This is a genomic window from Streptomyces sp. NPDC002701, from assembly GCF_042889045.1.
Classification (GTDB): domain Bacteria; phylum Actinomycetota; class Actinomycetes; order Streptomycetales; family Streptomycetaceae; genus Streptomyces.
Genome location: NZ_JBIAQL010000017.1, coordinates 146,501 through 170,562 on the forward strand (window position 1 = coordinate 146,501; position 24,062 = coordinate 170,562).

Sequence of the window (24,062 nt, forward strand, 5' to 3'; positions counted from 1 at the left end):
CCTCAGATGTGCGGGACGTCGTCGGGGATGTCGTAGAAGGTGGGGTGGCGGTAGACCTTGTCGGCGCTGGGCGCGAAGAACGGGTCCTTCTCGTCGCGCGTGGACGCGGCGATGTGCTCCGAGCGCACGACCCAGATCGAGACGCCCTCGTTGCGGCGGGTGTAGAGGTCGCGCGCGTGGGTGAGGGCCATCGTGTCGTCGGCGGCGTGCAGGGAGCCCACATGGACGTGGTTCAGTCCGCGCTTGCCGCGCACGAAGACCTCGTACAGCGGCCAGCCGCCCGACGGGGTGTCCTGCGCGGGGTGCTCGGCGGTGTCCTTGCCGATGTCCCGGGGGGTCTCGCTCATGCTCTCGCTCCTTCGCGGTCCGCCGCACGGTCACGCGCGCGGCGCGCCTGCTTGGCCGCGTGGGCCGTGGCCGCCTCCCGCACCCAGGCGCCCTCCTCGTGGGCGGACCTGCGGCGCTCCGTCCGCTCGGCGTTGCACGGTCCGTCGCCGCCGATGACCCGCTTGAGCTCGGACCAGTCGGGGGTGCCGAAGTCGTGGCTGCCGCGCTCCGCGTTCCAGCGCAGGTCCGGATCCGGGAGGGTCACACCGAGCTTCTCGGCCTGCGGAACGGTCATGTCGACGAACCGCCGGCGCAGTTCGTCGTTGCTGTGCCGCTTGATCTTCCAGGCCATCGAGGCCGCCGAGTTGGGCGAGTCGCCGTCGGGCGGGCCGAACATCATGAGCGACGGCCACCACCAGCGGTCCACGGCCTCCTGGACCATGGTCCGCTGGGCCTCGGTGCCGCGCATCATGGTCATCAGCAGCTCGTACCCCTGCCGCTGATGGAACGACTCCTCCTTGCAGATCCGCACCATCGCGCGCGCGTAGGGCCCGTACGAGCTCCTGCACAGCGGGACCTGGTTGCAGATCGCGGCGCCGTCGACGAACCAGCCGATCACTCCGACGTCGGCGAACGTCGGCGTCGGGTAGTTGAAGATCGACGAGTACTTCTGCCGCCCCTCGATCAGCCGCTCGGTCAGGTCGGCGCGGTCGGCGCCCAGCGTCTCGGCGGCCGAGTACAGGTACAGCCCGTGTCCTGCCTCGTCCTGGACCTTCGCGAACAGGATGGCCTTGCGGCGCAGCGACGGGGCACGGGTGATCCACTCGCCCTCGGGCTGCATGCCGATGATCTCCGAATGGGCGTGCTGCGCGATCTGCCGGACGAGTGTCTTCCGATAGCCGTCGGGCATCCAGTCGCGGGGCTCGATCCGCTGGTCCCGCGCGATCGTCGCGTCGAAGTGCTCCTGCACCGACTGCTCCGGGTGGGCCGTCTCGGCGGAGTGTGTCGTGGTCATCGATACCAGCTTCCCTACCGACCATTCGTTCGGTGTCAGTGTGCCGCCTTTCCGGCGGCCGGGCAAGAGGTGGTGGCGATGGACCGCGCCCACACCACCCCTCAGTGCCCGTGCGTCCCGGAGCCGCCGTCGCCGCCGCTCCCGCCATGCTCGCCGTCCCCGGCCCGGACGGTGAACGCGGCGGTACGGACCACTCCCTCGTGCTTGAAGTCGAGGAAGAGGCGGTACGAGCCGGCGCTGGGCGCGGTGGCCGTGAACGAGATGCCCGGGCCGGGCTCGGTCCTGCCGTCACCCGGCTCACCGTGCGGGTGGACGTGGAGATAGGCGAGGTCACCCGAGCGCAGGGCCACCAGGTGGCCGTAGGCGCCGAGGTAGGGCTCAAGGTCCGTGACGGGCCTGCCGTCGCGCAGCACGGTGAGTTCCAGTTCGCCGGACGCGCCCGGGCGCAGTTCCCCGGCCAGCTCGACCTGATAACCGTCGACCTCGGCCGTGCGGGCGGGGACCGGCAGGTCCTTCGGCTCGTACGGGCCCGAGGCCGCGAGGTCGGCACCGAGGGTGAGGTTCTCGGCACCCTTCTTCGCCGGGGTGAAGTCGGCGAAGACGCGGTAGCCGCCGGCCCGGGGCAGTTCGACGGGGATGCTCCAGGTTCCGTCGGCGGCGCGGGCGGGGTGCAGGTGGCGGTAGGTGACCAGGTCGCGGGAGGCGACGATGAGATGCAGTTCCTTGTCGTGTTCGCGCTGGTACGAGGTGACGGCGCGGCCCTTGCCGTCCCGGATGGTGAAGCGCAGGTCGGCGGGCCGGCCGGCCTCGATGCGCCGGGTCCGCAGGTCGAGGGTGTAGCCCCCTTCGGTGATCTGCAGCCCGCCGGCCTGCGCCGCCTGCCCCTCCCGGGCCGGCTCGTGCTCGGCGTGACCTCCGCCCTCATCCGCCCGGGACGGCGCCCCGGACGCTCCGGATGACGCCTCGGCGTGGGTGTCGTGGCTCGCGGGCCTGCCGTCCGCGACGACGGGATCGACGCCCTGGCCCACGCCGTAGGCAGCGCCGAAGGTCGCGGCGAGGGCGGCGGCGAATGCGGTGATCTTCGCTCCGGTCTGCATGGTCGACTCCTGGGGATCTGGATCGCTGATGCACCTCAACATACCCCCACGGGGTATCAAGTCAAGGACTTCGTGCCACTTGCTCGCAATACCCCGAGGGGGTATACAGGAGGCGATGACGAACATACCCCTGGCCCGTATACGGATCCAACCGGAGCAGCCATGACGAACACGACGACCGGCGCCGAGGTGGAACTCGACATCGGCGGCATGACCTGCGCCTCGTGCGCGGCCCGCGTCGAGAAGAAGCTCAACCGCATGGACGGGGTCACGGCCACCGTCAACTACGCCACCGAGAAGGCCAAGGTCGTCCACGCCGGCGATGTCTCGGTGCGCGACCTCGTCGCCACCGTCGAGAAGACCGGGTACACCGCGCACGAGCGCGTCCCCGCGCGGGCCAGGAGCGAGCACGACGACGCGGCGAAGCGGGCCGACGACGAACTGCGGCCGCTGCGCCAGCGGTTGGTCACCGCCGTGGTGCTGGCGCTCCCGGTCGTCGCGATGGCGATGGTCCCGGCCCTGCAGTTCGCGTACTGGCAGTGGCTGTCCCTGACGCTGGCGGCGCCGGTGGTGACGTATGCCGCCTGGCCGTTCCACCGAGCGGCCCTCACCAATGCGCGGCACGGAGCGGCCACCATGGACACGCTGATCTCGGTCGGGGTCTCGGCGGCGTTCGCGTGGTCGGTGTGGGCGCTGTTCCTCGGCACCGCGGGCACCCCCGGGATGACGCACCCCTTCGAACTGACCATCGCCCGCGGTGACGGGGCCGGGAACATCTACCTGGAGGCCGCCGCCGGGGTGACCGCGTTCATCCTGGCCGGGCGGTACTTCGAGACCCGCTCCAAGCGCACGGCGGGTGCCGCGCTGAGGGCGCTGCTGGAGCTGGGCGCCAAGGAGGTCACCGTCCTCCGGGACGGCCGGGGTGAGGGGGCCGGACGGGACGAGGGCGCAGGACGGAGTGAGGGGGCCGGCTCGGGTGGCCGGGAGGAACGGATACCCACCGAGGACCTGAGGGTCGGCGACCGCTTCCTCGTACGTCCCGGCGAGAAGATCGCCACCGACGGGACGGTCGTCGAGGGGTCCTCGGCGGTCGACGCCTCGATGCTCACCGGCGAGTCCGTGCCGGTGGAGGTGTCCGTGGGTGACCAGGTCACCGGCGCCACCCTCAACGCGGGCGGCCGTCTGGTCGTCGAGGCCACCCGGGTCGGCGCCGACACCCGGCTGGCCGGGATGGCGAAACTGGTGGAGGACGCGCAGAACGGCAAGGCCGCGGCCCAGCGCCTCGCCGACCGGATCTCCGCCGTGTTCGTGCCGGTCGTCATCGCCCTGTCCCTGGGCACGCTCGGCTTCTGGCTGGGCAACGGGTCCGGGCTGACGGCCGCCTTCACCGCGGCCGTCGCCGTACTGATCATCGCCTGCCCGTGCGCCCTCGGGCTCGCCACACCGACCGCGCTCATGGTCGGCACCGGCCGTGGCGCGCAGCTCGGCATCCTGATCAAGGGGGCCGAGGTCCTGGAGTCCACCCGCGAGGTCGACACCGTCCTCCTGGACAAGACCGGCACCGTGACCACCGGGCGCATGACCCTGCTGGCGGTGCACACGTCCGCCGGCACCGAGGAGTCCGACGTCCTGCGCCTGGCGGGTGCGTTGGAGCACTCCTCCGAGCATCCGATCGCCCGTGCCGTCGCCGACCGCGCCCTCGAGGAACTGGGCTCACTGCCGGCGCCCGAGGACTTCGCGAACGTGCCGGGGCTCGGTGTCCAGGGCGTCGTCGAGGGGCATGCCGTCCTCGTCGGCCGGGAGCGGCTCCTCGACGAGTGGGCCATCGCGCTCCCGCCGGGTCTGGCGGCGGCCAGGACCGGTGCCGAGGCGGCCGGGCGTACGGCCGTCACGGTCGCCTGGGACGGTGCGGCACGGGCGGTCCTGGAGATCGCCGACGCGGTGAAGGAGAGCAGCGCCGAGGCGGTCACCCGGCTGCGGGCGCTGGGGCTGACCCCGATGCTGCTGACCGGTGACAACCGGGCCGTGGCCGGGTCGGTCGCCCGCGAGGTCGGGATCGCGCCCGAGGACGTCATCGCCGAGGTGCTGCCGCACGAGAAGGTCGAGGTGGTCGAGCGGCTGCAGGGTGAGGGGCGTTCGGTGGCGATGGTCGGGGACGGCGTCAACGACGCGGCGGCGCTCGCGCGGGCCGACCTGGGGCTGGCCCTGGGCACCGGGACGGATGCCGCCATCGAGGCGGGTGACCTGACGCTCGTACGGGGTGATCTGCGGGCGGTGGCCGACGCGATCCGGCTGGCGCGTCGCACGCTCGCCGTCATCCGGTCGAACCTGTTCTGGGCCTTCGCCTACAACCTCGCGGCGCTGCCGCTGGCCGCGGCCGGGCTGCTCAATCCGATGATCGCCGGCGCGGCCATGGCCTTCTCGTCCGTCTTCGTGGTGGGGAACTCGTTGCGGCTGCGGTCCTTCCGGGCGGCGACCTGAACCGGGCGGTGGCGGGGTGGGCCCCGCCACCGCTCTTGCGCTCTTGTGGGTTGTCGGGTGGCTGCGGGTCGTGGGGGCTGGGCGCGCAGTTCCCCGCGCCCCCGAAAAGCGGGCCTCGCCATGGCCGGCACCCTCGGCTGTTGCGGGTGCCCGGCGCCGCTCCTGTGCGTTGTCGGGTGGCTGCGGGCCGTGGGGGCCGGGCGCGCCGTTCCCCGCGCCGCTCGGCGGTGGCCTTGTCGTGTTCGGGGTCAGGCGGCTTTTGCTGGGGTTGGCTCCCTTCGGTGGATCGGGGTGTCCGAGGTCGTGAGGGGGGTGCCTGTTCCGCCGCGGCGGGTCGCGACGATTTCTGCCGCGATGGACAGGGCGGTCTCCTCGGGGGTGCGGGCGCCCAGGTCGAGGCCGATCGGTGACCTGAGGCGGGACAGCTCCGTCTCCGTCAGGCCGGCTTCGCGCAGGCGCCGGGCGCGGTCCGCGTGGGTCCGGCGCGAACCCATCGCCCCGACGAACGCGACCGGCATCCGCAGGGCCTGTTCCAGCAGGGGGATGTCGAACTTGACGTCGTGGGTCAACACGCACAGGACCGTACGCGCGTCGGTCTCCGTGCCCCGCAGATAGCGGTGCGGCCAGTCGACGACGAGGTCGTCGGCCTCCGGGAAGCGGGCCCGGGTGGCGAAGACCGGCCGGGCGTCGCACACCGTCACGTGGTAGCCGAGGAACTTGCCGGCCCGCACGAGCGCCGCCGCGAAGTCGATCGCGCCGAACACGATCATCCGGGGCGGCGGCACCTTCGACTCGACGAGCAGGGTGAGCCCGCCGAGGCAGTGCGATCCGTCCTCGGCGATCTCGACCGTGCCGGTGCGGCCGACGTCCAGCAGCGCCCGCGCCTCGGCCGCCGCCGTCCCGTCCAGTTCCGTGGACCCGCCGTCGCCGGGCGGGCCGAACGACCCCTCGTACGAGCCGTCGGGGTGCACCAGCAGGGCTCTGCCGAGGAGTTCGGCCGGGCCCCGGACGACCCGGGCCAGCGCCCTCGGTTCACCCGAGGCGGCGGCCGACAGGGCCGAGCGGAACACCTCACGGTCGGGTGCGTCCGCCCCGACCGGGGTGACCATGATGTCGAGGACCCCGCCGCAGGTGAGTCCGACGGCGAAGGCGTCCTCGTCGCTGTAACCGAACCGTTGGACGACGCTCCCGCCGTCCTGGAGGGCCTGCACGCACAGGTCGTACACCGCCCCCTCCACGCAGCCGCCGGAGACCGAGCCGATCACCCTGCCCGCGCTGTCGACGGCGAGGGCGGCGCCCGGCCCGCGCGGCGCGCTGCCGCCGACGGCCACGACGGTGGCGACGGCGAACGCGCGGCCCTCCTCGGCCCAGCGCGCCAGTTCGTCGGCGATGTCAAGCATGGGCGCCCGCCCCGATGACGCGGTCGGGCCGGATGGGCAGGCTGCGGTGGCGTACGCCGGTCGCGTGCCAGACGGCGTTGGCGATCGCCGCCGCGGCCCCGACGATGCCGATCTCGCCGATGCCCTTGATGCCGACCGGGTCGTCCGGGTCCGGGTCGTCCACCCAGTCCGCCTCGACCAGAGGTACGTCGGCGTGCGTGGCGACGTGGTAGCCCGCGAGGTCGGCGCCGTACTGGGCGCCGGTGACCCGGTCCCTGACCCCTTCCTCGTGCAGGGCCATGGAGATGCCCCAGATCATCCCGCCGGTGAACTGGCCGCGGGCCGTGAGCGGGTTGACGATCTTCCCGGCGGCGAAGATGCCCAGCATGCGGCGCACCCGTACCTCACCGGTCAGCACGTCCACCGCGACCTCGGCGAACTGCGCCCCGAAGGAGTGCCGTTCCTTCTGGGCGAGGGCCCCGACGGCCTCGGTGGTGTTCGACCGGACCGTGATGCCCTCGGGCGGGATGCCGTCGCCCAGGGCGAGCCGCTCCCGCAGTTCTCCGGCCGCCGCCGTGACGGCCCAGGCCCACGAGCGGGTGCCCATCGAGCCGCCGGCGATCATCGCGGGGCCGAAGTCGCTGTCGCCTATCCGCACGCGTACCCGGTCGGGCGACACCTGGAGGGCGTCGGCAGCCACCAGGGTGAGCGCCGTCCGGGCGCCCGTCCCGATGTCCGCGGCGCTGATCCGTACGGTGAAGGTGCCGTCGGCCTCCGCGGTGGCCGCCGCCGTGGACGGCATGGCTCCGGCGAAGAAGGAGGCCGCAGCCGTCCCGGTGCCGACGAGCCAGCGTCCGTCCCGGCGCAGGCCGGGACGGGGGTCCCGCTCCGCCCAGCCGAACCTGCGGGCGCCCTCCCTGAAGCAGGCGGGCAGGTTGCGGGAGCTGAAGGGCAGCCCGGAGACCGGGCCCGCCTCGGGTTCGTTGCGCAGGCGCAGTTCGATCGGGTCGATGCCGCACTTCTCGGCGAGTTCGTCGAGCGCCGACTCCAGTGCGAACGAGCCGGGCGCCTCACCCGGGGCGCGCATGAACGTCGGCGTGGGCACGTCGAGCCGTACGACCCGGTTCGCGGTGTGGTGGGCGGGGGCGTCGTACATCACCCGCGCCGGGCCCGCGCTCGACTCGATGAAGTCGTGCACGGTCGAGGTGAGGCTCAGTGAGCTGTGCTCCAGCGCGCGCAGCCGTCCCTCGGCGTCGGCGCCCAGCCGCACCCGCTGGGTCGTGGGGCTGCGGTAGCCGGCGAGCGAGAACATCTGACGGCGCGTCATTACGACGCGTACCGGGCGGGACAGGACGGTCGCCGCCATGACCGCGGCCACCTGGTGGGCGCGGATGCCCTTGCTGCCGAAACCGCCGCCGACGTGTTCGGACCGCACCCGCACCGAGGCGGGGTCGAGGGAGAACATCTTCACGAGTTCGTCCGCGACCCACCCCGTGCCCTGGTTCGAGTCCACCACCTCGAGCCGGCCGCCGTCCCACAGGGCGGTCGCCGCGTGGGGCTCCATCGGGTTGTGGTGCTCCTGCGGCGTGGCGTACTCGGCGTCCAGGACGACGGCGGACGCGGCCAGTTCGGCCTCCAGGTCGCCCTTCTCCGTCACTCCCGGGCCGCCGGGGCCGGGGATCGAGTAGGCGTCCGGGTGTTCGCGTCCGCCCGCGAAGGTGACGTCGTGCGGCTCCTCCTCGTAGTGCACCACCAGCGCTTCGGCGGCCTCCCTGGCCTGCTCGGAGGTCTCGGCGACGACCAGCGCCACCGGCCAGCCGGCGTGCGGCACCCGGTCGTGCTGGAAGACCGCGGCGGTCGGGTCCGGAGGCATGCCGAGCATGCCGACGTAGTCGATGTCGACCCGCGGGGCGTTGCCGTGGTGCAGGACGGCGAGGACACCCGGCATCTCCAGGACCGCGGCGTCCTCCACCGAGCGGATGCGGCCACGGGTGGCCGTCGACACCACCAGCCAGCCGTGCGCCAGTTCGGTGAAGGGGATCTCCGCCGCGTAGCGGGCGGCTCCGGTGACCTTGTCGCGGCCCTCGACGCGGATGTGCGCGGTGCCGACGGCGTTCTTCGTCGCCGTGGTGCCGGTCGTGGTGGTGGTCATCGGGTGGCCTCCTCGGCGAGTTCGCTCAGCACGGCCACGACGAGGTTGCGCATCAGTGGCACCTTGTATCCGTTGTGCGGCAGCGGCCGGGCGGCCGCCAGTTCGGCGTCGGCGGCGGCCGCGAAGGCCGCGGCGTCGACCGGACCGCCGGTCAGTGCCTGTTCGGCCGTGCGGGCCCGCCAGGGACGGGAGGCGACCGCCCCGAAGGCGAGGCGCACCTCGTGCACGGTGCCGTCCCGGACGTCGATCGCCGCGGCGATCGAGCCGATGGCGAAGGCGTACGAGGCCCGCTCGCGCACCTTGCGGTAGCGGGAGGTGGCCGCCACCGGGGCGGGCGGCAGGGTGACGCCGGTGATCAGCGCTCCCGGCGGCAGGGCGGTCTCCAGGTGCGGGGTGTCGCCCACCGGCAGATAGAACTCGGTGAGGGGCAGTTCGCCCGGTCCGTCGGGCGTCTCGTAGGAGACGACGGCGTCGAAGGCCGTGAGGGCCACTCCGAGGTCGGAGGGGTGGGTGGCCACGCAGTGGTCGGAGGCGCCGAGAATCGCGTGGTTGTGGTGCTCGCCCTCGATGGCGGGGCAACCGCTGCCGGGGACGCGCTTGTTGCAGGGCTTGGTCACGTCGGTGAAGTAGCCGCAGCGGGTGCGCTGCAGCAGGTTCCCGCCGACGGTGGCCATGTTGCGCAGCTGGCCCGACGCGCCCGCCAAGACCGCCTGGGTCAGGGCCGGGTAGCGGCGGCGCACGTCGGGGTGGGCGGCGAGGTCGCTGTTGGTGACGGTCGCGCCGATGCGCAGCCCGCCGTCCTCGGCCGGCTCGATGCGGTCCAGCGGGAGGTCGCGTACGTCGACGAGGCGGGCGGGGCGTTCGACGCCGGTCTTCATCAGGTCGACGAGGTTGGTGCCGCCGCCGAGGAACCGGGCGTCGGGGTCGGCGTCGAGCAGGGCGAGGGCGCCGGAGACGTCGACGGCGCGCTGGTATGCGAACTCCTTCATGCCGCCGTCTCCTCGCGCTTGGGGTGCTGTCCGGCCCGGGCGGTGCGTGCGTCGGTCTCGGCCGCGCGGGCGACCGCCTGCACGATCGAGACGTAGGCGCCGCAGCGGCACAGGTTGCCGCTCATGCGCTCCCGTATCTCCTCGGCGGTCAGGGGCGGTGGTCCCGCTTCGGGACGTACGTCGTCGGTGACGGCGCTCGGCCAGCCGGCGGCGTGCTCCTCGATGACCGCGACCGCCGAGCAGATCTGGCCGGGCGTGCAGTACCCGCACTGGTAGCCGTCGAGGTCGAGGAACGCCTGCTGCACGGGGTGCAGTTGCTCGCCCTCGGCGACCCCTTCGATGGTGGTGATCTCCCGGCCTTCGGCCGCCACCGCCAGTTGCAGGCAGGCGACGGCCCGGCGTTTGTCGAGCAGGACCGTACAGGCCCCGCACTGGCCCTGGTCACAGCCTTTCTTGGTGCCGGTGAGTTCGAGCCGCTCACGCAGGGCGTCGAGCAGGGTGGTGCGGTGGTCGACGGTCAGCGTGTGCTTCTCACCGTTGATGTTCAGGGTGACGGCGCTGTACGTCGACGGGGGCGCTGTGGCCATGATCAGCCTTCTTTCGCGTTCCGGTGTCCGTCGCGAGGACGGCCCGGCAGGCAGAGAGAACAGAGGCAGGAGGACGGGAGGGCACCGCCGGGTGTAGCGGCGGCGGGCCGGGAGCGTGCAGGATGCATGGAGGGAGGACCGGGGGCGACCACCACCGGCTGTCCGCGCGCGGACACGGGCCGGTAAGGTGCACCTAACCGGACAGTTGTCCGCTCACTGGAAAACGTAGTGGACACCTGTCCGCTTTATCAAGGACGTTATTCGGCCACACCCCACGAGGAGGACGAGTGCAGCACAAGAAGCACGCTCCTCTGCGCTCGGACGCGCAGCGGAACCGCGAGCGCATCCTGGAAGTGGCCGTGGCCGAGCTGACGCGCTGCGCGGACGCCCCCCTCAGCGTGATCGCCAGGAAGGCGGGCGTCGGACAGGGCACGTTCTACCGCAACTTCCCCAACCGTGAGGCGCTGGTCCTGGAGATCTACCGCCATGAGATGCAGCAGGTCGCCGATGCCGCGGCCGAACTGCTCGCGACCCACGAGCCCGACCGGGCCCTGCGCGTGTGGATGGACCACCTGGCCCGGTTCGCCATGACCAAGGCGGGACTGGCGGAGGCGATCCGGCAGGCCACCAGCGCGCCGGGCGGCCCGGCCAAGCCGGGGCACACCCCGGTGACCTCCGCGGCCGAGCTACTGCTCCGCGCCGCCGAGGAAGCCGGGACCATCCGTCCGGGGATGACCGGGGACGACTTCGTCCTGGCCATCGCCGGCCTCTGGATGATCGACACGCAGGGCGACTGGCAACCGCGCGTCGACCGCCTGCTGGACTTCGTCATGGACGGTCTGCGCGCCGGAGCTCCCGGCCGGTAGGGACAGCGGGTGCGCGGTCGCGCGGAGACCACGAGGACATGGCTGCCGCCAGGCGTCCAGGGCCACGAACAGGCGGGCCTGGACGCAACGGCGGCGGCGCCGGCTCGGCCGGTCAGGCGGGGTGGTCCCACAGGACGTGCAGAGCGCCGGGTTTGCGGAAGACCAGACCGTGTGCGGCGCAGGGGCGGGCCGGATCGAGGCGCAGGGCGGGGAGGCGTTCCAGCAGGTACTGGAGGGCGATACGGGCCTCCAGGCGGGCGAGGTGCGCGGCGAGGCAGTAGTGGGGGCCGTGGGCGAAGGCCAGCTGAAGACGCGCGTTCGCACGGCGGACGTCGAACCGGTCGGGGTCCGTGAAGACGGCGGGGTCGCGGTTGGCGCCCGCCAGGGAGACGGTGACCAGGTCGCCCCGGCGGATCGTGGCCGGGCCGAGGCCGGTGTCCCGGGTGGCGTAGCGGTCCACGACCGCCGCGCCGGGTTCGAGGCGCAGCGACTCCTCGATCGCGCCGTCCAGCAGGTCCGGATCGGCCAGGACGAGGGCGAGCTGGTCGGGATGGCCCAGCAGATGCAGCAGCGCGTTGGTGATCATGCCCTCGGTGGTCTCGATGCCGCCGAACATCAGGACCGCGGCGTTGGACGCCACCTCGGGCACGGTCAGCCGCCCGGCGGCGGAGACGAGGAGCGACGACGCGTCCCGGTCGGCGACGGTGGCTTCCACCGCTTCCCGGAGCCGGGCGTACGCGGCGGTGCCGGCGGGACCCGCCGCGTGTCCCGCGGTGATGTCCGAGACCGACGCCACGATGGTCTCGTACCAGGAGAGCACCGTGGCCGTGCTCGTGCCGACGAGACCGAGGGCTTCGGTCACGACGGCGACCGCGAGCGGACCGGCGAAGGCCCGGCGCAGGTCGGCGGCGCCGGCCGGTGCCAGTCCGGTGACGAGCCGGCGGGTCTCCTTCTCGATGAAGGACGCGAAGCCTACCCGTACCTCCCTGGGGCGGAAGGGAGCGGTGAAGGGCTCACGGTGGCGGGCGTGGGGTTCGCCGTCCAGGGACAGCATGCTCGGTCCCACGACCTGTGCGGTGGAGAAGCGGGGGTCGTCGACCGTGAAGGTCGCGGCGTCCCGCATCACGCCCAGCGCGAGGTCGCGGCGGGTCACGAGCCAGCCGTCCAGTTCGGGCAGCCAGGACACCGGCTCGTGCTCGCGGAGCAGCGCCAGTCGCGCGTGGGGGTCCCGGGTGAGTTCGGCGAGGGTCGTCGCGGCACCGAGCGGGAAGGAACCGACGGCGCTCATCGCGGAGTCCGGGCGGGTATGGGGTAGGCGATCACATCACAGGCTAACAACCGCCGCCGTCCCGGGATCCTGCCGTGGTCAGGTGAGCCGGTGCGCGTGGTGCTTGGTGAGCACGGCGGTGACGACGTCGGTGCGGGAGCGCAGCCCGGTGCGGGCGAACAGCCGGGTCAGGCGGTTGGCGACCGCGTCCTCGCTGAGCCGCAGCACCGTGGCGATCTGCCGGTTGGTGAGCCCTTCGGCGATCAGCGTCGCGAGCAGCCGCTCGTTCTCGGCGGTGGCCTGCTTGCGCCCGGGGACGGTGATCCCGGCCGTGCGCATGGCGGCCCTGGTGCGGAAGCGTGCCAGGGCGGCGCCGGCCGTCCCGAACAGGTCGTACGCCTCGTGCAGCAGTGCCGGCGGACCCGCGCCCGCGTCGACCGCGGCGACCAGGGTCACCGCCGTCTCGAAGGGCTGGTCGCGCGAGCGGGCCAGTTCCACCGCCTCGCGCAGGTTCTCGGTGGCAGTGCCGGGGCCGTTGCCCGAGCCATTGCCCTTGCCGACGCCGACGCCGTTGCCGGGGCCGGTCCGGCGCTGGACCCGGGCGGACGCGAGCAGATACCTCAGCCGGGTCCGTCCGCTGCCCGTGCGCTCGGCGATCCGTCCCAGGCGCTCCAGGCAGGCCACCGCCTCGCCCGCGCGCCCTTCCTCCGCGTGCACCTCGGCCAGTGACGCCCACAGTTCGCCGGTGCCGGCGACGTGCCCCTGGGCGTCCGCCGCCTCCAGACCGCGACGCAGCGTCTTCTCGGCGCCCGTCAGGTCGCCGAGGGTCCGCAGTATGTCGGACTCGGCGGCGTCGAGTGAGTACTCGAGGGGACCCCCGGCCGGGCCGCGCGCACTGTCGACGAGACGGCGGGCGCTCGTGAGCCGGCCGCGCCCCAGGAGGACGGCCGCGATCCGCGCGGGAACAAGATGGCTGTCGGCCGCGGGCGTGCTGGTCCGGTTGTTCGCCAGCATCCAGCGGGCCGGCTCCAGTGCCTCGTCCCACCTGCCCTGGAGGTGGCGCCAGAGGAACAGGCTGCGCGGGGGCAGCACCTCGGGGGTGAGGCCCTGGGCGGCCAGCAGGGCTTCCGCCGCCCGCAGGTCCCGGCCGCTGAGCAGCTCGTCGAACATGCTGGTGGCGAGCGCGTAGACGTGTCCGGGGTCGACGTACGGGGCCTCCGTGAGGGCGAGCGCCTCCCGGAAGCGGTCCGGGCGGCCCAGCGCGAGTTCCGCGACGGCACGGAAGTAGGCGGGCAGGGCGCGGGAGCGGGGACCGGTGTTCCAGACGGGCTCCGTGTGTGCCAGCAGGTCCAGTGCCTCGTGCCACCGCTCCAACTGGCTCAGGGCCAGCGCCCGGCCGGTCACGGTGACCAGGGCGGGCAGCCGCAGCTCGTCCCACCACTGCGCCGTGCTGAGCCGGGACAGCGCCCGCCAGTCCAGGTCGTTGGCCGTGGCCGCCGTGAAGAGGGTGGCGATGTCCTGCAGCGCCGACGGGTCGAGGACGTCCGCCGGATTGCGCAGGATCGACTCCGCGATGGTCCGCGCGGTCCGGTCGTCCCCCGCGTTGTAGGCGGCCTTGGCGTACCGGTGCAGGGCGGCCACGCGGTCGGCGGGTCTCTCGATGAGGTGGCAGACCGCCCGGCACCACCGGAGCACTCCCCTGCCCTCCGGGTCGGGGTGCAGCTGCTGCGCGGCGGCGGTCAGCACGGTGACCGCGCGGTCGAGGTCGACGAGGGATCCGGCTTCCGCGACCCGGTCCGCCAGGTAGGCCACCGCGTCCGCGTCGTCGAGCAGCGCGACCGAGGGGGGTTTGCCCGCGTACGTGGGGTCCGCGTTGCGGGGGGCCGCGGGGATGGGGCCCACGCGTATGGGGTCCGCGTGGATGAGGTCCACGTACTCGGGCTCCGCGTGCGCGGGGTCCGCCGCGTCCTGGGCCGCCCACAGGGCCTCCACGGCGGTGGCGGACAGCCGACCGCGCTCCAGCGGGCCCAGCCGCGCCCGGAGGGCGTGTTCCGTGAGCGGAAGACGGAGCCGCCAGCCCCGTATGCCGGGCGCAAGCGGCCCGGCGGCACCGTCGGGGGTGGCGCCGTCAGGGTCGGTCGCATCGCCGGGTTCGGCCGCGCCGGCAGGGGTTGTCGCTCCATCGGGGGCGGCCACTCCGTCAGGGGCGGCCACTGTGTCGGGGGCGGGCACTTCGGCGGGGTCGGTCGCTGTGCCGGGGACGGCCACTCCGCCGGGACCGGTCGCTCTGCCGGGACCGGCCACGCCGTCGGGGTCGGCCCCTCCGCCAGGATCGGCCGCGATGTCGGGGGCGGGCACTTCGGCGGGGTCAGCCCCTCCGTCGGGACCGGCCACCCCGCCGGGACCGGCCCCTCCGCCTAGGGCGGCCACTACGTCAGGATCGGCCGCTCCATCGAGGTCGGCCACGCCGTCGGGGGCGGCCGCTCCGTCGAGCGCGGGCAGGTGCTCGATGATCTCCGCGTCGGCGAGGTCGCGGAGCGCCTCGTCCACCGCGGCGGCGGACAGTCCGGTCGAGGCCGCGATCAGTTCCGCGGCCCGCGCGCCGAGCGGCCACAGGATGCTCAGCGCCCCGGCCACCGTGCGGCACGGCTCGCTCAGCGCGTCCAGCGCCGCCACGAACCGGTCGGTGTCCGCCGGGACCGGCGTCGGAGTCAGCACTCCGACGAAGGCGTGGCCGTCGGCCACCCTGATCGCCCCGTCCCGCGTCCATCCGGAGAGCAGGGCGTCGATCGCCCCCGGGACCCCGCGCGTGAGCTCGTGCGCACGCCGGGCGAGACCCGTGTCCGGCGTCGCCCGCAGCCTCCTCGCCATCACGGCGGTGGTCCCCTCCGGCCCGAGCGGGGACAGGACGAGCGTGTGGACCCCTTGCGCGCCCGCCCACCGTGTCACGTGCTGCCACACCGGTCGTTCGGCACGGGCGCCCGCGCCCGATCCGCCGCGCCCCGCCACCGAGGCCAACAGCCGTGCTGCGGGCGGCAGTTGAGCGAAGTCGATACGGCCCAGCACGGCCAGCGAGCCGGCGTCGGCGTGCTGGATGTCGTCCAGCACCACCAACACCGGCGCGGTCACGGAACGCGTCAGAGCCGCGCGCAGCAGTCCGGTCATCGCCGTTCCGTCGCCCTGCTCGGCCCCCCGCAGCGCCTCGGTGGCGGGCATCGCCGACCGCTGCCGTGGTGCGGCGGGCCGGTGTTCCTCCAACGCCCGGACCAGCCGCAGTGCCAGCAGGAGCGGCCGGGTCTCGTCGCCCGGGACGCAGTCGAGTGTCAGCACGGACGCCCCGTCCGCGCGCAGTCGTTCGCCGGCCGCGTGCACGAACGCGGTGCGCCCGGCGCCGCGTTCGCCCCGCACGAGCACCAGGCGTGCCCCGCCCGGGTCGCCCAGGAGGCGGTGCACCTCGGACAACTCCCGGTCGCGGCCGACGGGTTGTCCGGCCGTACGGTCCAGGCTCCCGGCCGTGCCCCCGTGGAACGGCCAGGGGGTCTCGGACGGAGCGGTCATGGTCCACCGTGTTCTCTTCGACGACAAACGCCGGACGGACGATGACGAACCCGGGTGCCGAAAGTGTCGCCGGCCTGCCCGGTGTCCAGGTATTCGACCGGCGACAGTCATTATGGTCATGTGCCGGTAGTGGTTCCCCCAAAGTCATTCCGGTCGGTTCCGGTCGGGGCAGAGGAGCGGGCGTGCGTGACGGCGGACCTGTCATCGGCAGGGACAGTGAGATCCGTGAGGTGACCCGGACGCTGCTGTCCGCCGGTGCCCCGGCGCGCACCCTGCTGGTCGTCGGCGCGGCCGGAACGGGCAAGACCGCCGTACTGGAACAGGCCCGGCGCGCGGTGGTCGAGGAGGGCGCCAAGGTCCTGCGGTTGCGCTGCCACGACGGTGACGGCGCGTCCGGTGCGGCCTCCCTGGCCGACGGCGTGCACAGCGCACTCACCAGGATCCACAGCCGTCGCGGCACCGTCCGTACCGGCGCGGTCCGCCGGACACCACGGCAGTCCGGCGGCCGGCAGGGCGAGTTGACGCTGTTGTCCGCCCTGGGCGAGGCGTTGACGGAGGCGGCCCGCGCCACCCCCTTCGCGCTGGTGATCGACGAGATCGAGCGGTTGCCCGCGCCGACGGCCGAGGCCCTGGGGCTGCTGCTGCGCGTCTTCCGCCCGGCCGGCGTACCGGTGGTGATGGCCGGCCGGCCGGTCCGCCCGAGGGACGGCGGCGCCCCGCAGCTGACGGCCGCGGCCGACCGGTTGCTCGCGCTGCCGCCGTTGCGGCCCGCCGACGTCGAGGCCCTGGTCGTACGCCGGTTCGGCCGCCCGGTCGAGCCGGCGCTGGTGACGGCGGTACTGCGTGCGCTCGGCCCGATGGCCGGCACTCCCGAGGCCGTGCTGTCGGTGCTCGACTCGATGGACGAGCGCGGCGAGTTCCTGGAACTCGGCGGTCATGTGTGCCTGACCCAGCCGGAGCAGGCACTGCGGCTCACCACGGACCTGGCCCGGCTGAAACGGCTCTGCTGGCCGGGTGGCCCGCCGGACGCGACCGCCCTGGCCGCGGCGGCCGCGGTGGCCCGCACCCTCGAACACGCCGAGATACGGCTCGACGACCTGCACCGGCTGAAGCCGGGAGGTCCCCGGCGGGCCGGCCTCCTCGACCGTGCCCTGACCCCGCTGGTCGCGGACGGCATCCTCGTCGTGGACGAGGACGGCCGGGCGTCCTTCGCCGTCCCGGCCCTCGCGGCGGCTCTGCGCGCGCTGCCCACCCACCACGACGTGTCGTCGCTGCACGCCCTGATCACCAGGTCGCTGAGCGACCGGCTGGGCGCGGAGACCGCCGGGGGCGGCCATCCCCGGCTGGCCGACCATGTGACCGCCGCCGGGGCCGTGCTGGACGACGCGCCGGCCGTGGAGGTGCTGCTGGCGGCGGCCCGTACGGACGCCAGGTCCGACTGGCCGCGATCGGTCCGCGCCTACGCCTCGGCGCTTCGGCGCCTCGCTCCGGACGACCGCAGGACTCCGCACGTGCTGTACGAGTCCGCGGAGTTGAGTCTGCGTCACACCGACCACGCCGGTGCGCTGGCCCTGGGCGAGCCGCTGCTCGCCTGTCTGGGCGCTTCGCCCGCCGAGGTGGACCGGGACCGTCTGGCGTACGTCACCGAGGTGTGGGCGCTGGCGGCACTGCACGAGCACCGGCTGCCGTACGGGCGGGGCGGTGGTCCCGAGGACGGCGGCCCTCAGAGCAGCGGCCCTCAGGACGGCGGTCCTCAGCGCGGCGGCCTTCGGAGCAGCGGCGTCCTGGAGGAGCTGCCCGGCGTGGCCGCCTTCACGGATCTGGCCGGCCCTTACGGACTTCCGTACGAGCTGCCCTCAGGGCTGGAGCACTCGGTGCCTGAGTACTCGGTGCCCGAGCACGGAACTCCGCACGGGCGTCCCGCGTCCGTACGCGGCCTGTCGGCCCCTCGTCCGGCGCACGAAGCCCCTTCTGTGCCGGGCGCCGGCCGCCGGTCCGGGTCGGGGCCCCTGCCCTCGCCCGCGGAACTCCGCCTGCTGGCCGCCGCCGCGGGCAGCCGCGACGGCCTGCTGGCCGCTCGCCGGGCGCTGCCGCCCGACACGACCAGCGCGGACTCCCTGGACCGGCTGCGGAACGCGGCCGCACACGCGGACCTGGCCGACGCCTTGGCCGCCGTGCTCGGCGACCGTTACGCGGGCTCGGGGAACAGCACCGCAGGGCACTATCACGCCATGGTGCGCTCCTATCTCCAGGGCGACTGGGACGGGGCCCTGTCGACCGCCCGCCGGATCGAGGCACGGAGCCGGACCCCTGGCACGGCGGCCGCCACCGCGCAGCCGGCCCGCGCGCTGGCCGCCGAGATCCACTGCGCACGGGGGGAGTCGGGGCACGCCCGGGCATGGCTGGACCTGATCCCCGGCACCGTGACCCACCCACTGGTCGCCTGGGCGAAACTGGGTCTGCGGTACTGGTCGGGCCAGGCGGAGGAGGCGTTGGAGGGCGCGCGTACGGACGTACGACGGGCTCGCGGGAGCGGTCTGCTGTCGGGCGTCGAGAAGGTGCTGCTGCGGTACCTGACCTACGCCCTGCTGGAGGACATGCCCCAGGCCATGCGGGAGGCCATGGACGAACTGGAGGCGCTGCACGGGGAGGTGGCCTCCCCCATGACGCGCGAGGCGGTGCTCTTCGGCCGGGGTCTGGTGCACGGCGACGGGGACAGCGCGCTGGCCGCCCTCCGGTCGGCGCACCGGCGCGGCGACGTCTACATGGGCCTGCTCTGCCGCCTGTGCCTGGTGGAGATCGACGTGGACTCCGACCGGCGGCTGGCCGAAGCCTCGCGTACGGCACAGGAGTTGGGGATCGGGCGGGCCACCCGTACGACGCTCGGCCACATGGCGCGGCGGCGCAGCCTCGCGCTGCCACGGCTGCGGCCGGCCAGGGACCGGCTGAGCGAGGCGGACGTCAGGCTGGCCGTGCTGGTCAGCGAGGGGGCGACCAACCGGCAGATCGCGGCGCGGCTGGCGTCGAGCGAGAAGACCGTGGAGCGGCGGCTCACGCAGCTGTTCCAGCGCGTCGGATGCCGTTCCCGGGCGGAGCTGGCCGCGGCCTGGCTGGACGGGAGCCTCGCCGACCGCGGCCTGGTACCGGACGGGGTGCCCGGCCCGGTCGGAAGTGCTCTTCCCCGCCCGGCCGGGCGACACCGGCCCGACGTGACGGACCGGTGTGACGGACCGGTGTGACGGACCAACGGTGGTGGCCCCGCCGAACCCCGCATGAGGCACCGGCGGATCAGGGGCCCGCGGGTCAGGGACCGGCGGGTCCGGAGAAGCGGGCGAGGTGCGTGTCGATGGGCACACCGAGCCGGGCGGTGTCCAGGGAGCCGTCGACGTTCACGGCGAGGTGCCAGACCGCGTCGGTGATGTAGCCGAGCACGAGGAGCGCGTCGGTCGGGCGCAGCGGGGCGTCCACCCATCTCTCGTCGCGGAACTGGGCGGCGGTGACCACGAAGAGCCGGCGGGCGTACGTACCGGCGGCCGCCACGCTTCTGTCCTTGTTCCACTGCGAAACCGGCTGCGAGGTCGGCTTCGACATGGACTGCGACATGGGCTGCGAAGTGTGGACGTCCGGCGAGGACGGCCGCCCGCCCTCGTAGGCCAGCGCCTCCTTGCGGTTGGCCGCTGTGTGCAGGCGGGCCGACCGCACGCCCAGTCCGTCGGTCACCGAGGGAGTGGTCGCCGAACCCACCAGGACGACCGTGGCGAGTTGCCCGACCGGACCCGAGACGATCTCGGTGATGAGGGCCTGCGCCAGGCGCAGCACCTCGCTGTCGTCGCCCGTCAGGGCGATCGTCCCCGACAACTGCGCGAGGTCGACCAGGATTCTGTCGCCTCGGTGCAGGCCGAGGGTGACGGTCAGGGAGTACGGGTGCATGGACCTGTCCCCCGCGCTCCCGGTCCGGCGCAGGTCCGCCGGGTCGAGCAGCCATTCCTTCCCGGAGACGTCCGACGTCCAGGGCGAGGGCGCGGCCAGGTCGGCCTGCGCGAGCTGCAGGGTCAGCCGCTTTCCCGAGTGGATGACGGCGTGCACGTCGGGCAGCGGGCGCCCACCGAGCGCGCGTCCCTCGGCCACGGCCTGCAGACCCAGGGCGACCGTCTCGAGCGCCTTCCGGTCGGCGCCCGGCCCGACGACCGCGGGGGCCTGTCCGGAGAGGGAGAAGGAGGTGCGCCTGCGCCGCGTCAGTACGGCAGCGGCCCCGATCAGCACCAGGCCGATCACCACGAACAGGACAAGGTACGCGATCATGCGACTACCTTTGTTACTAGAAGTTGCCAAGTTGCCAGAAATGGCCGAGGGGTGCACGGCATCCCGCGGACCGGTCCGCGCTGTTCCCCGGTCGTGCCGGATCGCCGGTGGTACGCGCGAAGGCCGGGCGCACGCGCTCCGCTCCTGCGCCATGTCGGCTCAGCCAGGTCCGGGCACCCTGCGCCGCCACCCGCCGGGACGGCCCCACCAGCGGTTCGGCCCGACGCAGGCTCCGGCATCCGGAGTGCGTCAGAACACGCTTCCGCACCATCGTTGTGCGGCCTCCGTCTCCGGTGAAGCCGTAACCGCAAACCTTGCCGGTCCGTACAAAAGGTTCTCGCGTACCGCTTCCGTGCGGACGGGGCGAGGGCGGGCCGGGTAAACGCCCAGGCCGCGGGCGCGGGAAGCCCGTCGGCCGCTCGCGCCAGGTTTCCCTCGGTTGAAGCACGGCAGGCCCGTGACAAGCATGTTCGGTCTGCGTGGATGGCACCATCGGCCCCTGAACCACACGGACGCCCACATTCCTCATGGACGACTACATTCCGCATCCCGCGCCACGCCCTGTTCACGGCTCCTCGCGCGGGGCGGTGTTCCTCGTGGACGACCGCGTCCTGGAGGGCGATCACCGTTGCGAGTTGGGAGGGCGCATGCCTCAGCACGTACTCACCGAGACCGTGGGCGTGGCGCTCCACGCGCCCGACGCCCTGGTCCGCGCCGGACTGGCCGGCTTCGTCGCGCTGGACCCGCGCCTGCACGAACTCCCGCACGACAGGATGCGGGAGGCCGACGCCATCGTGGTCGCCATGGAGGTGGCGGACACCCCGGCCCTGGACGTACTCCCCCGCCTGTGCGACGAACCCGACGCGCGCTTCCTCGTGGTGGTCGGCAAGCAGTGGCGGGCCGACGTGACGGCGGCGCGCAGGCGGGGCGTCCGCGCCGTCGTGTGGTGGGACTTCTGCAGTCCTGACGTCTTCACCCGCTCCGTGCGCGCGGTGGCCGGCCGGGACGGCGGCGAACCCGCTGCCCCGCGCGTTCCCGCCCTCCGTCAGGTGGGGCACGGTGAGAGCGGCACGGGCCGGCACACCACCGTCACCGGCCGGCCCCGGACCGTGCCCCAGCTGAACTCCCGCGAGGTGGACGTGTTGCGCCTGATCGCGGAGGGCAAGCAGCTGGACGAGATCGCGACGGCCCTCTCGTACTCCGAACGCACGGTGCGCTACATCCTGTACGGCGCGATGAAGCGCACCCGAACCCGCAACCGTGCCCACGCCGTCTCGTACGCGATACGGGCCGGCCTGATCTGAGCGGGTCGGATCCGGTTCAGAACGGGAACGTCGACAAGACCTTCACCAGGTAGTCGGCGAGGGACAGGTCGCGGACGACGGCCAGCACCAGCCCGACCAGGCACCACGCGATCCCGGTGGCGAGGACGGCGGTGCCGTACGCGTGGTGGTCCCGGCGGCGCCGGACCATGCTCTGGCGCCGGCACAGCAGTACGTCACCGGGCCAGGGCGTCCCACCGAGGTCGATGCTGTATCAGTCGCGGTGGCGCGAGTCGTCACGGACGCGCCACGCGGCCGCCACGATGTCGTCGGGCGAGGGGTGGCCGGCCGGCGAGGGAGCGGTTCCAGGTCAGGTGGAACAACGTGGTGTCGTACAACTCCTGGACCCGCGCGGCCCGCTGTATGCCGCGTTCCTCCGGCCGGACCAGTGCGGTCCGGCCGACGACGAGCCATGCGGCGCTGACGGCGGCGAGTACGTCGGTGGTCGCGGGAACGAACACGGCGACCACCGGGGCGACGGCCACGAGCCCGAGCGTGCCCACCGCTCGTGCCCGCCGTGCCGTCCCGTGTTGCTCGGCGCACGACGGAGGAGAAGAGGAGGTACGAACCCTCTCCCGAGGTGCGCCTCAGGCCGTCCCGGCCTGCTGGATGCTGTCGCCGTTGTTGCCCAGGGCGACGTGGGTGGCGATGCGCCGGAAGTCGTTGATCACGCCGAACATGCTCTTGTTGGAAGGCAGGAGGGACTGGACGGCCTGGAGGACTTGGCGGCGCCGCTGATCCTCCAGGCTCTCGGGGTCCTGGGAGTCCTGAGGGTCCTGAGGCGTTGTGGCTGCGGTCAGCTGAGCCTGGAACAGGTCCTTGTAGGCGTTGTAGACGCGCGCCGTGTAGCTGGGCTCCATCGCCGCGTTCGTACGGTGGTCGTTGGTGAGGGCGATGGAGGCCAGGTCCATCAGGTAGCAGTCGATCAGGTCGGTGACGTCCTGCGGCTTGGCGCCCTCCTCGCCGGCCTGCGCGTCCTCCGCCAGGAGCCTGGCCATTCCCAGGACGATGTCGCGGTAGATGCCGTGCCGGATGGTGTGGGGGAAGGCCGCCATGACGTGGTCTTCCTGACCGGAACCCTCGGTGTTCATGAAACGCGGCGTCTTCAGACCCTCCAGCCCCGGAACCATCAGCGGCATGCCCCGGTAGAGATCCTCCTCCTCGGGAATCTTCGAGTTGCGGGACGCGAGAGGGTGCAGGCCGATCTCATGGGACAACATCCCCATGACGTAACCGACGTCGTACTTCTCGAAGTAGTAACTCGCCAGATTGATGTCCACACCCGCGTCACCGCGGTCCGTCACATCCGCCGGCGTCTCCCCAGTCCGCACATGCAGGGTGATCCGGACCGGACGGCCGCCTATGTAGTCACGGATCGTGTCGTGCTTCCGCAGCAGCTCGATGATGCGGACCGCCTTGTCGCGGTACACCTCGTTCGTGTGCTTGAGGTTGGTGAACTCGAAGTTCCCCGACTTGAAGGGGGTGAGGGCGGATGCGTCGGCCGTGGTCGAGGTCGCGTTCGGGTCCTGCCGCACACGCGCCGGGACTTCGGTGGGGGCGGTGCCGTCGGTGTCCTGGGTGCCGTCGGACGGGCGGGGCAGGGAGACCGGGTCCACCCAGATCGCTTCGCGAAGGACCGGGTCGGTGCCGGTGCGTACGGCCTCCCAGCTCTGCTCGCTGCCCTCCCGCGTGTTCGGTTCCGGCTGCGGGGTCAGGTCCCCGACCAGCGCACCGAGCAGGGCCAGGTGCCGGCCCCGCAGCCCGGCGACGGCGAGCGAGGAGTCGTCGGGGTCCGCGTTCAGGTCGCCGAGAAGGCTGCCCGGGATGTGCGGACGGTGCGGCGCATCGGCGTCGCGGTACTCGTCCCGCAACCCCAGTTGGTGGGTCAGCTCGTGGACCAGCTGCACCGGGTCGGCATCCGCCCACCAGGTGTGCTGATCCATGGTCTGATCCCTGTCGGCCAGGTCGACGGTCAGGTGCGGGGAGTTCGAAGGCGCGACCAGTTCGACGGACACATGCAGCACATCCCCGTTCGGCAGCCGATGACCAGGAACGTTCAGGAATTCGCTGACACCTGACGAGAGCCGGTCGAACACGCGCGAGGCTTGCCCGTCCGTGCCCCGTATCGCGACGCGGACCGTGAGGTCGGTGACGGGATCGCCGTCGTAGGTGAACCGTCGCGCGTCGAAGCCCGACCGCACCACGAACCGCGGCCGACTGTCACGCGGCCCCGTCGGTCGCGATGTGCCGGGGAGTTGCGTCCGAGGCGAGGAGTCGGCGCTGCCCTGCGGAAGCCGGGGACGGGCTTCGCCGGTGTCAGCCGCGGTCTGTGCCGAGGTTCCGGTCTGCACCGGAGCAGCGGTCTGGATGCTGGCGCCCTGGTTGTTGAAGGCGACGCTGCTGCCCAGGCCCAGGAAGTTGCCCGTCACGTTGTACCAGCTCTTGTCCGCCGGCAGCAGACCCCGCACCGGACTGTCCTGCGCCAACCGCGCCGCGAACTGCGCCTTGTACGCGTTGTAGACCCTCGCCGTGTACCGCGGCTCCCACGCCGCATCCTTACGACGGTCATTCGTCAGCGCGATCGTCGCCAGATCCATCAGATACGTGTCGATCAGATCCGTGACATCCTTCGCCTTCGCACCCTCCTCCCCCGCCCGCGCATCCTCCGCCAGAACACCCGCCATCTCCGACACGATGTCCCGGTAGATACGGTGCCGCGT

16 protein-coding genes and 1 pseudogene are annotated in these 24,062 nt (G+C 73.1%); 4 read left to right on the plus strand and 13 right to left on the minus strand.

The window, feature by feature from the left end:
• Positions 1 to 2 precede the first annotated feature (2 nt).
• From paaB to ACFYXC_RS32305, 3 genes are all read right to left on the minus strand, one after another.
• Complete coding sequence (gene paaB / locus ACFYXC_RS32295) at positions 3 to 347, minus strand: 1,2-phenylacetyl-CoA epoxidase subunit PaaB (protein WP_389555621.1); 345 nt, start codon at positions 345 to 347, stop codon at positions 3 to 5.
• A complete protein-coding gene (gene paaA / locus ACFYXC_RS32300) occupies positions 344 to 1,342 on the minus strand; it encodes a 1,2-phenylacetyl-CoA epoxidase subunit PaaA (RefSeq protein ID WP_388910010.1) in 999 nt (332 codons plus the stop codon). Before paaA ends, paaB begins: the two co-directional genes overlap by 4 nt.
• A 101-nt stretch (positions 1,343 to 1,443) precedes the next feature.
• Positions 1,444 to 2,439, minus strand: a complete 996-nt coding sequence (locus tag ACFYXC_RS32305; protein WP_389555623.1) for a hypothetical protein — start codon at positions 2,437 to 2,439, stop codon at positions 1,444 to 1,446.
• Between the two features lie 162 nt (positions 2,440 to 2,601).
• Here ACFYXC_RS32305 and ACFYXC_RS32310 point away from each other — a divergent pair, with 162 nt between their 5' ends.
• The gene (locus ACFYXC_RS32310; RefSeq protein WP_389555624.1) at positions 2,602 to 4,920 is read left to right on the plus strand and encodes a heavy metal translocating P-type ATPase; all 2,319 of its coding nucleotides are present in this window, start codon (positions 2,602 to 2,604) and stop codon (positions 4,918 to 4,920) included.
• 248 nt (positions 4,921 to 5,168) lie between these two features.
• On the opposite strand, the gene ACFYXC_RS32315 is transcribed toward ACFYXC_RS32310, so the two are convergent.
• The 4 genes from ACFYXC_RS32315 to ACFYXC_RS32330 are packed head-to-tail and all read right to left on the minus strand — an operon-like array spanning position 5,169 to position 10,027.
• The gene (locus ACFYXC_RS32315; protein ID WP_389555626.1) at positions 5,169 to 6,320 is read right to left on the minus strand and encodes an XdhC family protein; all 1,152 of its coding nucleotides are present in this window, start codon (positions 6,318 to 6,320) and stop codon (positions 5,169 to 5,171) included.
• Complete coding sequence (locus ACFYXC_RS32320; protein WP_388909998.1) at positions 6,313 to 8,451, minus strand: xanthine dehydrogenase family protein molybdopterin-binding subunit; 2,139 nt, start codon at positions 8,449 to 8,451, stop codon at positions 6,313 to 6,315. Before ACFYXC_RS32320 ends, ACFYXC_RS32315 begins: the two co-directional genes overlap by 8 nt.
• Entirely contained in the window at positions 8,448 to 9,440 is a 993-nt protein-coding gene (locus tag ACFYXC_RS32325) for an FAD binding domain-containing protein (RefSeq protein WP_389555628.1), read from the minus strand. Before ACFYXC_RS32325 ends, ACFYXC_RS32320 begins: the two co-directional genes overlap by 4 nt.
• Positions 9,437 to 10,027, minus strand: a complete 591-nt coding sequence (locus ACFYXC_RS32330; protein WP_389555630.1) for a (2Fe-2S)-binding protein — start codon at positions 10,025 to 10,027, stop codon at positions 9,437 to 9,439. The genes ACFYXC_RS32325 and ACFYXC_RS32330 overlap by 4 nt, the downstream gene beginning before the upstream one ends.
• 287 nt (positions 10,028 to 10,314) lie before the next feature.
• Here ACFYXC_RS32330 and ACFYXC_RS32335 point away from each other — a divergent pair, with 287 nt between their 5' ends.
• Positions 10,315 to 10,893, plus strand: coding sequence for a TetR/AcrR family transcriptional regulator (locus ACFYXC_RS32335; RefSeq protein WP_388909989.1), 579 nt, complete (start codon positions 10,315 to 10,317; stop codon positions 10,891 to 10,893).
• A 112-nt stretch (positions 10,894 to 11,005) separates the two neighbouring features.
• Here ACFYXC_RS32335 and ACFYXC_RS32340 read toward each other — a convergent pair whose 3' ends face one another.
• Both ACFYXC_RS32340 and ACFYXC_RS32345 read right to left on the minus strand, forming a co-directional pair.
• Positions 11,006 to 12,181 carry a cytochrome P450 gene (locus tag ACFYXC_RS32340; RefSeq protein WP_389555633.1) on the minus strand — a complete coding sequence of 392 codons (1,176 nt, stop codon included), beginning with the start codon at positions 12,179 to 12,181 and terminating at the stop codon, positions 11,006 to 11,008.
• A gap of 78 nt (positions 12,182 to 12,259) precedes the next feature.
• A complete protein-coding gene (locus tag ACFYXC_RS32345; protein ID WP_389555635.1) occupies positions 12,260 to 15,718 on the minus strand; it encodes an AAA family ATPase in 3,459 nt (1,152 codons plus the stop codon).
• Between the two features lie 182 nt (positions 15,719 to 15,900).
• Between ACFYXC_RS32345 and ACFYXC_RS32350 the strand changes: the two genes are divergently transcribed.
• Positions 15,901 to 18,957, plus strand: coding sequence for an AAA family ATPase (locus ACFYXC_RS32350; RefSeq protein WP_389555637.1), 3,057 nt, complete (start codon positions 15,901 to 15,903; stop codon positions 18,955 to 18,957).
• 64 nt (positions 18,958 to 19,021) lie between these two features.
• On the opposite strand, the gene ACFYXC_RS32355 is transcribed toward ACFYXC_RS32350, so the two are convergent.
• Positions 19,022 to 20,020, minus strand: coding sequence for a hypothetical protein (locus ACFYXC_RS32355; RefSeq protein WP_389555639.1), 999 nt, complete (start codon positions 20,018 to 20,020; stop codon positions 19,022 to 19,024).
• A gap of 647 nt (positions 20,021 to 20,667) precedes the next feature.
• Here ACFYXC_RS32355 and ACFYXC_RS32360 point away from each other — a divergent pair.
• Complete coding sequence (locus ACFYXC_RS32360) at positions 20,668 to 21,324, plus strand: response regulator transcription factor (RefSeq protein ID WP_389555641.1); 657 nt, start codon at positions 20,668 to 20,670, stop codon at positions 21,322 to 21,324.
• Positions 21,325 to 21,340: 16 nt separating this feature from the next.
• On the opposite strand, the gene ACFYXC_RS32365 is transcribed toward ACFYXC_RS32360, so the two are convergent.
• From ACFYXC_RS32365 to ACFYXC_RS32375, 3 genes and pseudogenes are all read right to left on the minus strand, one after another.
• A complete protein-coding gene (locus tag ACFYXC_RS32365) occupies positions 21,341 to 21,550 on the minus strand; it encodes an S-4TM family putative pore-forming effector (protein ID WP_389555654.1) in 210 nt (69 codons plus the stop codon).
• Between the two features lie 28 nt (positions 21,551 to 21,578).
• Positions 21,579 to 21,848 (minus strand): annotated as a pseudogene (locus tag ACFYXC_RS32370) (S-4TM family putative pore-forming effector); the annotation flags it as partial.
• Positions 21,849 to 21,929: 81 nt separating this feature from the next.
• On the minus strand, positions 21,930 to 24,062 hold a 2,133-nt coding region (locus ACFYXC_RS32375), incomplete at its 5' end, for a hypothetical protein (protein WP_389555643.1).